Annotated in this window: 1 protein-coding gene and 1 pseudogene; both read left to right on the plus strand. The window is 70.1% G+C overall.

Features of this window, described 5'->3' with window-relative positions; genetic code table 11:
• Positions 1-395, plus strand: a pseudogene (locus I5Q34_RS33135) (hypothetical protein); the annotation flags it as partial.
• 13 nt (positions 396-408) lie between these two features.
• The gene (locus I5Q34_RS33140) at positions 409-915 is read left to right on the plus strand and encodes a hypothetical protein (RefSeq protein WP_199896209.1); all 507 of its coding nucleotides are present in this window, start codon (positions 409-411) and stop codon (positions 913-915) included.
• The last annotated feature ends 149 nt before the right edge of the window (positions 916-1,064 follow it).

Raw genomic sequence — 1,064 nt, forward strand, 5'->3', positions numbered from 1 at the left:
AACTGGTCAAGGGCCTGGAGCGGCAGCAGGAGCGGCTCCAACGGGCGATGGAGCGGGTCGCGGCTGCGCTGGAGCGGACGCTGGAGAAGGCTCTCGGCATCAAGGGCCGGGCGCACGGCGGGATCATCGGCGCGGCCGGCGGCGGGCCCCGCTCCGCGCTGACGTGGGTCGGCGAACAGGGCCCGGAGCTCGTGTCGTTGCCGTTCGGGTCGCGGGTCCGTACGGCCGGGGATTCGCGGCGTCTCGCCGCTGCCGACAGCGGGGGCGGGGGCTTGATGGTGATCCAGCTCAACATCGCCGGCCGCGCCTTCGGAGACCTCGTCATCGACACCGCCCGCCGCGAGATCCGTACGCGCGGCGGCAACGTCCAGGCCGTACTCAGCGGCGCATCCTAAAGGGGAGAAGCACATGCACCGGTACAAGACATGGAACGGCGCGATGCCGACGACCGCCGCGCAGGCGTCGGTGACGACCGGCACGTCCATCAAGACCATGCTCCAGCTCGCCACCCCGTCCACCCGGCAAATCCAGCTCATCAGCTGGGGGTTCTCCGTGGACGACCCGCCCGGCGCCGACGGCGTGGTGGAACTGCTCCAAGGGGATGTCGCCGCCACGGTGACCGCGCACGTGGCCGCGGGTGTGCAGCCGCTGGATCCCAACGCCCCTGCTTCGCTGCTTACCTTGGGGACCTCGGCGACCGGCTACACCGCCACCGCCGAAGGCACCATCACCGCCAGCCGCGTCTTCGACGTGGTGTCGCTCAGCTCGACCACCGCCGAGTCGCCGCTCACCTACACCTACCAGTGGATGCCGGACGAGCGGCCCATCATCGCCGTCTCCAAGTTCCTGCGGGTACGGGCGACGACGCCAACCACCGCAGCAGACCTGCGGTGCTGGATCTGCTGGGACGAGTGACCACATGAGCCTGGCAGCACGGGTAGCGGCATGGGACCGGCGCCTCGGTGGCATGCCCGGACCACTGTCCGCCTCCGGTGAGGCATCGAACGGACAGCCCGTCCAGGTCGAGCTGTTCATCGACGGAGCGTGGATCGACATCACCAGCC

It is taken from the genome of Streptomyces sp. AV19, assembly GCF_015999245.1.
Classification (GTDB): domain Bacteria; phylum Actinomycetota; class Actinomycetes; order Streptomycetales; family Streptomycetaceae; genus Streptomyces.